At 68.5% G+C, this 6,848-nt stretch carries 4 protein-coding genes and 1 pseudogene; 2 read left to right on the forward strand and 3 right to left on the reverse strand.

Annotated features, from left to right (window positions below; translation table 11 throughout):
• Window positions 1–130: 130 nt before the first annotated feature.
• Genes QMX79_RS19085 through QMX79_RS19095 form a run of 3 tightly spaced genes read right to left on the reverse strand, consistent with a single transcriptional unit; the run spans window position 131 to window position 1,961 of the window.
• A complete protein-coding gene (locus QMX79_RS19085; RefSeq protein WP_282248179.1) occupies window positions 131–703 on the reverse strand; it encodes a YceI family protein in 573 nt (190 codons plus the stop codon).
• Between the two features lie 2 nt (window positions 704–705).
• Window positions 706–1,278, reverse strand: coding sequence for a cytochrome b (locus QMX79_RS19090; protein ID WP_282248180.1), 573 nt, complete (start codon window positions 1,276–1,278; stop codon window positions 706–708).
• Window positions 1,275–1,961 (reverse strand): YceI family protein, encoded by a 687-nt coding sequence (locus QMX79_RS19095; RefSeq protein ID WP_282248181.1) that lies wholly within the window; start codon window positions 1,959–1,961, stop codon window positions 1,275–1,277. Before QMX79_RS19095 ends, QMX79_RS19090 begins: the two co-directional genes overlap by 4 nt.
• A 160-nt stretch (window positions 1,962–2,121) precedes the next feature.
• On the opposite strand from QMX79_RS19095, the gene QMX79_RS19100 reads away from it, so the two are divergent.
• Both QMX79_RS19100 and QMX79_RS19105 read left to right on the forward strand, forming a co-directional pair.
• Window positions 2,122–5,694 (forward strand): ATP-binding protein, encoded by a 3,573-nt coding sequence (locus QMX79_RS19100; protein ID WP_282248182.1) that lies wholly within the window; start codon window positions 2,122–2,124, stop codon window positions 5,692–5,694.
• Window positions 5,695–5,873: 179 nt separating this feature from the next.
• A pseudogene (locus tag QMX79_RS19105) lies at window positions 5,874–6,848 on the forward strand (hypothetical protein); the annotation flags it as partial.

Raw genomic sequence — 6,848 nt, forward strand, 5'->3', positions numbered from 1 at the left:
GTGCTGTGCGATGGGCAGGGCCGGGAGCTGGACTGGCCCTTCGATGCCGCCACCCTGTCGGCGTGGATGGCCGGACCCCGGTAGCGCCGGCCGTTGGCCGGCACCCCCGATTGCCACACCGCCGAGGCGGTTACTTCGCCTGCAGCTTCACCACGGTGCTGATTGCGGTGTCGTCCGGAATGGTCTTGGTGTCCTTCCAGTCACCTTCACCCACGCCGAAGTCCAGGCGCTTGACCGTGGCCTTGCCGGTCAGCACCGGGTTGGCACCGGGCTTCCATTCAAACGTGAAGGTGACCGGCTTGCTCACCCCGCGCAGCTCCAGCGTGCCATTGGCCACGTACTTGTTGTCACCGGTCTTGGTGAAGCCCTTGGCGGTGTACGTCGCGGTGGCGAACTTGGCCACGTTGAAGAACTCCTCACCCTGCAGGGTGGAATCGCGGTCGCTGTTGCCGGACTTTGCCCCGGCCAGCGGAATGGTCACGTCCAGCGTACCGGCGGCCGGGTTGGCCGGATCGAAGCTGACCTTGGTCAAGAAGCCCGGGAAGCTGCCGGCGAATACTTCGCCGTCGTACTTGGTGGCGAAGGCCAGGTGGGAGCCGGCGCCCGGGACCTGCACGTAGTCGGCGGCCAGCACCGGGGCGGTGGCCATCAGGCCGGCCAGCGCGGCAGCCACAGCGGCGGGGGAGGTGAGCTTGATGTTCATCGTCAATCCTTCTGGGGGGAGGCGAGCCAGCCCTGCGGCAGCATGCGCGCAAGCGTGGCATCGCGTTGGAAAAGATGGTGGTACAGGGCGGCGCCGGCGTGGGCGACCACCACGGCGATCAGCAGCCAGAAGCCCCACTCATGGATGGCGTGGGAGATGTCGCGCGCGCCCGGGTTGGGGGCAACCAGCTTGGGCACGTCGACCAGCCCGAACCAGCGGAACGGGCGCAGGCCGCTGGCCGAATCGTAGATCCAGCCGGACAGCGGCAGCGCGAACATCAGCACGTACAGCAGCCAGTGCGTGGCCGAGGCGATTCGTTCCTGCCAGGTCGGCGTGCCGGGCACCGGCTCGGGCGCGCCGGCATACAGGCGCCAGCCCAGGCGCAGCGCCACCAATGCCAGCACGGTGATGCCCAGCGATTTGTGCGCGGTGTACACCCAGAAATACTTCGGGGTACGTGGCAGTTCGCCCATGGTCAGGCCAACGATGCCGAGCACGAGGATGAGCAGCGCGATCAGCCAGTGCAGGCCCTGGCTGACACCGCCCCAGCGGTCACGGGTGTTTCGGGTGGTCATGGCGAGCGCTTCCGGGCTGGCGAAGAAGATGGAATGTCGGAGTCGTCGATAGGTTCGGGAGTTCCCGGCGCGTCGACGGACGGTGTGTCCTGCGGATCGGTGGCACTGCGGTCGCGCAGGGCTTCTGCTTCGATGCGCAGCTGTACCTGGTCGCCGATCATCGACGGCCAGGCATCCACGCCGAATGCGCTGCGGCTCAGCGTGGCGGTGGCGGAAAAACCCGCAGTGCGGCGGAACGGCGGCATCGGGTGGCGCTTGACTGCGTTGAGCGTGACATCGAGCGTGACTTCATGGCTGACGCCACGCAGGGTCAGCTCACCGATGACCCGTGCATGGGTGGCATCGACCGGTTCGATGCGGGTGGAGACGAAGCGGGCCTCGGGATGGCGTTCGGCGTCGAGCAGGTTGCGCGCCAGCGCGGCCTTGTTCCATTTGTCATCGCCCAGGTCAAGCCGTTGCAGCGGCACGCTGACCGTGAGCGTGGCGCTGCTCCAGTCGTCGGGATCGAAGGAGAGGCGGCCTTCGCTGCCCGATACCGTGCCCAGTGCCTGCGAGAAACCCGCGTGCTCGACCGCGAACAGGACCCGCGTATGCACCGGGTCGAGGCGGTAGGTATCGGGCGCGGCGCTCACCGCCCACGGGGCGGTACACAACAGCAGGGCAAGGGTCAGGCGCTTGGTCACGGCCGGCTCCGTTCAGGGCTGGGCCGATCATACGCGCTGGTCCGTGATGCCTGGCAGCACCATGGCTGCAACAGATCGTGGTGCGCCCAACGGGGTGCGACCGGGGCGTTGTGCAGCGCACTGTGTGACAATCCCGGCCAACAGGGAGAACTCGATGGCGTTGAGCACGCGCGGTTGGCGGGCAGGCATCGTGCTGCTGGCACTGGCGTTGTATACGGTGCCGTCGGCGTTATGGGCCGCAGGGACATCGGCAGAAACACCGCGCATGCGCCGCCTTGGCGCCGCCGAAGGCATGCCCTCGCGCATGGTGCTGGCGCTGGCGCAGGATCGGCAGGGTTACATCTGGGCGGCCACCGATGATGGCCTGGCCCGCATCGATGGCGTTGGCCTGCGGGTCTGGCGCAATGAACCCGACGATCCCGGCTCGTTGCCGGGCAACGAGATCGAGACGCTGCTGGTCGATCCGCTGGATCGGGTCTGGGTGGGCAGCAACGGCGTTGGCCTGAGCATGCTCGGGCCTGGGCGCGAACGCTTCGAACGCTTCTCCGACCTCGACGGGCGATGCGAAGGACAGTTCTGGTCACTGGCCTATGCGGGCAAGGCATTGTGGATCGGCACCAACAGCCATGGCATCTGCCGGCGGGAGGAGGATGGCACGCTGGTCCGCTACCAGGCCAACGCCGCCGACCCTGCCGCGCTTCCCGACGACACCATCTACAGCCTGCTGTCCGATCCGCAGGGACGTGTGTGGGTGGGCACCGGCAGTGGCGTGGCGCGCTGGGATGGGCGCGGCTTCACCCGGATCGCCCCGGCGGTGCTGGGGGGGGAAAGCGTGTTCCGGTTGACCCGCGACCCGGATGGCACCGTCTGGGCCGGTACCGAGGGAGGTCTGTTCCGGATCGACACCGATGACAGCGCCCGCCCGGCACCGTGGACGCTCGGCGCCGATGTGCGCGCCGCGTCGGTGGTGCATGACCGCGACGGAGGGTACTGGCTGGGCACGGCCGACGGCCTGTACCGCGGCGACGAAACGCAGCTGCGCCTGCTGGCCGGCGATGCGGGCAGTGGGTTCCTGACCGAACGCAGCGGCGTGCTGGACATGTTGCAGGACCACGAAGGGGGGCTGTGGGTGGCCATGCTCAGCCAGGGCCTGGCCTATCTCCCGCCGGACTGGAAGCGTTTCTCCACCTGGTACCAGCTCGATGGCAAGTCGCTGGACAGTGTGTACCTGCTCGGGGCAGCCGCGGCCGGCAACGACTATTACATCGCCGGGGCGCACGGGGTATACCAGCTGGACGCGGGGGGGCGCCTGCACCAGATCGCCACTGAAAAGCAGATCGGCGTGGGTGCGGTCTGGTCGGTGTTGCCACGCGCCGATGGCGCGCTCTGGCTCGGGCGGGCGGGAAGGCTGGGTCTGTTCCAGCCGCGGAGCGGACAGCTGCGTGAGTGGAAGCTGGGGGGCGGCTCGGATGTCCGCCAACGCATCGATCTGATCCGTGAAGCACCCAATGGCGATCTGTGGCTGTCGATCATGAACTATGGGGTGCAGCGCCGCGACGCGCAGGGAAACCTGCTTGACGACATCCGCATCGGTGACGGCCGCGGCCTGGTCGACGTGCCGATCGAGCAGATGCTGTTCGACCCGCGCGGCCAGCTGTGGATCATGGGCGACATGGGCGCGCTGGGCCTGCTGCGCTGGCAGGAGAACCGCTTCGAACGGGTGCCTGGCATCACGCCCGGCAACATCTACGACATGGCCTGGTCCGGGCCGGATGAGGTCTGGATCGCACGCAAGGGCAGCCTGGAACGCTACCGCTGGGACGGGCTGTCCATGACCCTGCGCGAGCGGGTGGGGGCTGCCCAGGGCATGCCACCGACGTCCGTGGGCGGGCTCATCCTTGGCCGCGACGGCCAGGTCTGGGCAACCACCCCGCGTGGCCTGGTGTGCTGGCATTCGCGCGAGCGCCGCCTGCGCCTGTACCGCGAGCGGGACGGGCTTCCCGACAAGGAATTCAGCGGTCGTCCACCGGTGGCCGGCGCCGGCGGCCGGGCACTGGCGGTCACCGCGACCGGCCTGGTGGGATTCGACCCGAATGCAGCAGACACCGTGCTGCCGCCGTCGCAGCTGGTCATCGACAACATCCAGGTACGCCGCGATGACGCCGAAGGCCAGCAGTCGCTGCCCGTCAACGCGCCGCTGGTGCTGGGCCCGGACGATCGCGACCTGATCATTTCGGCACGCCTGCTGTCCTATGCCAGCCCGATGGGCAACCGCTACCGCTACCGCGTGTCCGGCTATGACCAGAACTGGGTGATGCAGAACGCCGATGGCGAGCGCCTGTTGTCGCGGCTGCCCTCGGGGCAGTATGCGATCGACGTGCAGGCGGCCACGTCGCACGGCGAATGGACACCGTCACGCACGATCACCGTGCAGGTACAGCCACCGTGGTGGCGCAGCAGCTGGGCCATCGCGGGCTACGTGATGCTGTGGCTGCTGCTGGTGGCGGCCGCGGCGGCGTTTGCCCGCGCTCGTCTGCGTCGCCGCCAGCAATGGCAGCTGACCGTGCACAAACAGCAGATCGCCGAACAGGCTTCGCAGGCCAAGAGCCGGTTCCTTGCCACGCTCGGCCATGAGGTGCGTACCCCCATGACCGGTGTGCTGGGCATGAGCGAACTGTTGCTGGCCACGCCACTGGACGAGCTGCAGCGCGGCTACGCCGCCTCCATCCAGCACGCCGGTACCCATCTGCTGCGGCTGGTCAATGACGCGCTGGACCTGGCCCGGATCGAAGCGGGTCGGCTGGAACTGGACATCCGCCCCTTCGACCTGATGTCGATGCTGGCCCAGGTTGAAACGCTCATGGAGCCGATGGCGCATCACCGCGGGCTGGCCTTCGAGCGCAGCTTCAACCTGCCCGGTCCGGTGCAGGTCAGTGGCGATGAGATGCGCGTACGCCAGATCCTGATGAACCTGCTCGGCAATGCGATCAAGTTCACCGAACACGGCCATGTCGGTCTCGGCGTCGAGCTGGTGCCGGGCGGGAGCGGTATCGCCCTGGAGGTCACCGATACCGGGCCGGGCATCAACGAAGACCAGCAGCAGCGCCTGTTCCACCGTTTCGAACAGGCGGACGGCCCGCGTACGGCGTCCCGCTATGGGGGCAGTGGCCTGGGCCTGGCGATCTGCCAGGAACTGGCCGTGGCGATGGGCGGACGCATCGGCATCGACAGCACGCCCGGGCAGGGGGCCCGCTTCACCGTGCACCTGCCGCTGCCGTGGAGCGTGCGCCAGGGGCCCACTCCGGATGCACCGCTGCATGGCGCGCCGATTAACTTGCCGCCGTTGCGGATACTGCTGGTGGAAGACGATGCCACCGTGGCGGACGTCATTGCCGGCCTGCTGCAGGCCCGCGGGCACACGGTGGTGCATGCCCTGCACGGTCTGGCGGCGTTGTCGGAAGTGGCTGCCGGACGTTTCGACATCGGCCTGCTTGACCTGGACCTGCCCGCGCTGGATGGCATCGCCATCGCCGGGCAGCTGCGTGCCATGGGCTACGCGCTGCCGCTGATCGCGGTGACGGCGCGCTCGGATGCCTATGCCGAACAACAGGTCCTGGCGGCCGGGTTTGACGGCTTCCTGCGCAAGCCGGTGACCGGCGACCTGCTGGTGGCAGCAATCGCGCAGGCGTTTGCTACCCGCCGCAGCCCGTCCGGGACGGTGACCTCTCCATAGGCTGCGTATCAGAAATCGGCAAATTCAATCCAAAATTTGATTCACCGCTCTGTGACGTATTTACGGAAACGCGGATGCGCCCTGGCCGCTACGGCCCTACCGTGGCGGCAATGAGAACGATGATGGTGCGGTAGACGGTGACGCCTCCGCGAGAGGTCCTGCGCGGGCAGCCCGTAGCCTTGCTTCTGGCCCTGCTGCTGATGTGGCCGGCAGCAGGCCACGCGGGTGTCGTCCCTGTGCCATCGCCGCGCCTGCTCGGCATGGCCAATGGCCTGCACGACGCCCATGTGCGCGAAATCGCTGAAGACGCTTCCGGCTACCTGTGGTTGGCGGGCAGCGACGGCCTGATGCGTTTCGACGGGCAGCGGTACCGGCTGTGGCGCCTGGAGGACGGGTTGCCGGATGTCGACCTGCGCACGTTGCACGTGGATGCCCTCGACCGGCTATGGGTGGGAACGGCCACGGCGGGGCTGGTCATGATGGGCGCTGATCGCGGTGGGTTCCAGCGGCTGCCGGCATCGGCCCCGTCGGCGCTGCGACAGGGACCGCTGCGCCAGGTGAAAAGCAGCGGCGACGGCCGGATCTGGGCCATTGGAAGCGACCACCAGCTTTACCGGCGGGCACCGCGCGACCCGCAGTGGCTGTTGCAATCGCTTCCGCTGGTGCACGGCCCGGTGCTGGCACTCGCGCGCGACAGCGCCGGTGCATTGTGGGTGGCCCAGGCCGCATCGCTTTGGCGGTGGGATGGCGTGCGACTGCTCCGGATGGCGCTGCCGGCCGCGTCCGCCGCGCCGATCCAGTCGCTCTGGGCCGATCCACGCGGGGGTATTGAAGTCACCTCGGCGCGCGGCACCTGGGCAATGGGTACCGCAGCAGGTGCCCACCTGCGCCCGCCCGGCGCACGCAGCGTGCTGCGCAGCGCTGACGGCGTGCTCTGGCAGCAGAAGGGCGCGGCACTGCTGCGGCAGGAGACCGGCACCGTGCTGCCGTGGGCGCTGCAACCCGCGCCAGGCAGCGTGCCGGGGCCGGTGGTGATCCGCCAGGCGCTGGAAGACCGCAACGGTGACCTGTGGTGGGTGAGCGAGCAGCACGGCATGTGGTGGTTGTCGGCCCGCTGGCGGCAGTTCACGGCCTTGCCTGCCACTGCCGACAGC

Origin of the sequence: Stenotrophomonas sp. PS02300 (genome assembly GCF_029959395.1) — a bacterium.
Classification (GTDB): Bacteria; Pseudomonadota; Gammaproteobacteria; order Xanthomonadales; family Xanthomonadaceae; genus Stenotrophomonas; species Stenotrophomonas maltophilia_AD.